Here is a 2,615-nt window from a genome sequence, read left to right on the forward strand (position 1 = left end):
ATCATCATGCCGACGCCCGAAGAGGACGCGGAAATTAACCGCGGCATTGCCGCCGATCCTGACAATCCGGAGTGGACCTCAGAGGACATGGCGCGCGCCCGTCCTTTCCCCGAGCTCGTCGCGCAAAAGCGCATGGGCCGGCCGCCGAAGGAAAACCCGAAGGAACAGGTCAGCGTTCGATACGACGCCGACATCCTTGCGGCGTTTCGCGCGACCGGGGAAGGCTGGCAGACGCGCATGAATGATGCGCTGCGGACCTACCTGGCCGAACATCCGCTCGAGGAAGCACATGGACAGTGACGCTGAACGCCTCGCACGCGTGCAGCGCGTGATCGACGGCCACCGCGAGGAGATCGAGCGCCTGCGGAACAGGCCGACGTGGCTGTCAGTCATCGGCGTGATTGCCATAATCGTTGTGGGCGGCGGCCTGGTGGAACTCGTGCGGCATCTGATCTAGCACTCGGGTCCGCCTTCAGGCGGTGTTTTAGAGTTGCGAGCGTCCCTATTGCTATGCACCGGCGGCGGAGGGGTGAGCGATTAAATGGGAATAACTCCCTATCGACCGATAGAACGGTTATGTTCGAGACCGTACGGAAGTAGGAATGATGCATGACAATAACCATGGTGGCATTAGTCCCTCTCTATCTCGATGTGATCCGGATAAAGGCCGGTTTTGACCGTTGCCTCCTCGACCTCATGCGGGGACGGAAAAGCCCCAATTTCGCCTATCTCTTCCTCACCGACAAACAGCCTTCCGCTCCATAGCCCGGCTGAGACGCGATAGATATGCAGGGTCACGAGTTTGTCTTTGTCAGGCATCCAAGCCCCTAATCAGTCGGGTCTCGCTCGAAGGTGAATCGGACAGCCTTGACCTTCCGGCCTGCCTTGATCGGCTCCCTATTGAATAATCAGCAGTGCGCCCTGGCCGCCCCGTCTTGAATGACTCGTCGAGAACGTCGGATGTAAGCCAGCGGCCGCCTCGCGCGCCAGACCGGCCTTCAATTGGAACAAATACCCGGTTCAGAACAGCGCACCCTGCGGGTTTCGCATGAACTCGAACCGCAGCGCGGCCACCCGGCGGCCTGCCTTTATTGGTTGCCAGTCAATCAGCAGGCCGTTTTTCTTCTTCAGTTCCTCGACTGCCGGTTCGATGATGCGCTCCGCTTTGCCTGCAAGGCGTTTGCTGGCGGGTCGTGCTCACCCTGCTTGAGTGGAAGTCCCGACATGGTCAGTATTCACGTGCGGCCGCCCGAAATCGAAGACCGCCTGCTGCCTGGCCACTGGGAAGGCGACTTCATCAAAGGCGCCAGTAATCAATCCTCCGTTGGCGTGTTGGTTGAGCGCACCAGCCGGCTGGTGCTGCTTGCCAAGATGGAGGACGCAACCGCCGCCTCTGCTCTGGCGGGCTTCTCGGCCAAACTCAATTCGATTCCCGAACCCTTGCGCCAGAGCTTCACCTATGACCAGGGCAAGGAACTCGCGCGCCATCAAGAACTCGCCGCCGCCACCGGCGTGAGCGTGTACTTCTGCGACCCGCACAGCCCGTGGCAACGCGGCACTTGCGAAAACACCAACGGATTGTTGCGCCAGTATCTGCCCAAAGGCACCGACCTCTCGGTCTACAGTCAGGACGAACTCGATGCTATCGCCGACAGCTTGAACGGCCGGCCGCGCGCAACTCATGCGTTCCATTCGCCATTCGAGGTCTTCGCTGCGACACTTGCCTCAGCGGGCCAATCTCAAAGCGCTAAACATTAAACCCCGTGTTGCACTTCAGTTTGAAACCGCCCACACAGAAGAATGATCTCGCGATCAAAGTGTCGCCCATCGAACAGGTTGTCCAGGCTCTTCAGCTTACTCATCATCGGTCATCAGTTCGTGTAGTCCGACGACTCTAACCCATTCACTGCCTCCATTTGCACCAGAACCTGCGAAGGCTTTCATTCCACCTTCCCGGAATGCGCATCAATCGGCGCTTGCGGAGGAGACGCCCAGCGGCAACGGCTTCACGGCCCCGCAGTGCGCAGCCGCAGGCTCAGAAGATAGGCCGCGCACCGGATTACGCGCGTGGGCTCGCGTCGAGCGGAAAATGCGCGCGTTAAAGTATTGGGACTGCCGCGCTTTATACTTGCTCAACCATGCTTGGGCAAAATGGGAAAACAAAGCGCGTCTCAGGTTGAGGTTGACCCGGTCGGACGGACGGATTCGCAGTCAGGAATTCATTGTGGTCCGGCCTCCGTTAAGCGTTGATTCGCGGGTTGTCCACGGACGGGCGGCGGGTCGCTTCTCACGACCACGACGCTGCCCGGCGGTGGGCAACCCGCAGGACGACACGGTTTCTAGCTTCTCGTTGAGTTTTTCGAATTCGAGCGGCGAACAATATCCGATGCTGCTATGCAGACGGCGTACGTTGTACCAACCTTCCAAGAACGAGAAGATGCTCCGCCGTGCTTGTTCATGGGTCGCGAAGTGTTCGCGCAACAGCAGCTCTGCTTCAAGCGTCCCAAAGAAGGATTCGCACATTGCGTTGTCGTAGGCGTCGCCGGCCGTACCCATCGATGGTTGCACACCCGCTTCGCGGCAACGTCGCCCGAATGCAATCGACGTATATTGGG

At 59.3% G+C, this 2,615-nt stretch carries 3 protein-coding genes and 2 pseudogenes; 3 read left to right on the top strand and 2 right to left on the bottom strand.

Features of this window, described 5'->3' with window-relative positions; all coding sequences use genetic code 11:
- Both AWB67_RS36190 and AWB67_RS41185 read left to right on the top strand, forming a co-directional pair.
- Window positions 1-300 (top strand): BrnA antitoxin family protein (locus AWB67_RS36190; protein ID WP_235025567.1); only part of this gene is annotated, 300 nt, incomplete at its 5' end.
- On the top strand, window positions 290-457 hold the full coding sequence (locus AWB67_RS41185; protein WP_159965130.1) for a hypothetical protein: 168 nt from the start codon (window positions 290-292) through the stop codon (window positions 455-457). The genes AWB67_RS36190 and AWB67_RS41185, both read left to right, overlap by 11 nt.
- Before the next feature lie 173 nt (window positions 458-630).
- On the opposite strand, the gene AWB67_RS36195 is transcribed toward AWB67_RS41185, so the two are convergent.
- The gene (locus AWB67_RS36195) at window positions 631-819 is read right to left on the bottom strand and encodes a hypothetical protein (protein WP_087660661.1); all 189 of its coding nucleotides are present in this window, start codon (window positions 817-819) and stop codon (window positions 631-633) included.
- A 399-nt stretch (window positions 820-1,218) separates the two neighbouring features.
- Here AWB67_RS36195 and AWB67_RS36200 point away from each other — a divergent pair.
- Window positions 1,219-1,758, top strand: a pseudogene (locus AWB67_RS36200) (IS30 family transposase); the annotation flags it as partial.
- 597 nt (window positions 1,759-2,355) lie between these two features.
- Here AWB67_RS36200 and AWB67_RS42660 read toward each other — a convergent pair.
- Window positions 2,356-2,615: pseudogene (locus AWB67_RS42660) on the bottom strand (transposase); the annotation flags it as partial.

Source organism: Caballeronia terrestris (assembly GCF_001544515.1).
Taxonomy (GTDB): domain Bacteria; phylum Pseudomonadota; class Gammaproteobacteria; order Burkholderiales; family Burkholderiaceae; genus Caballeronia; species Caballeronia terrestris.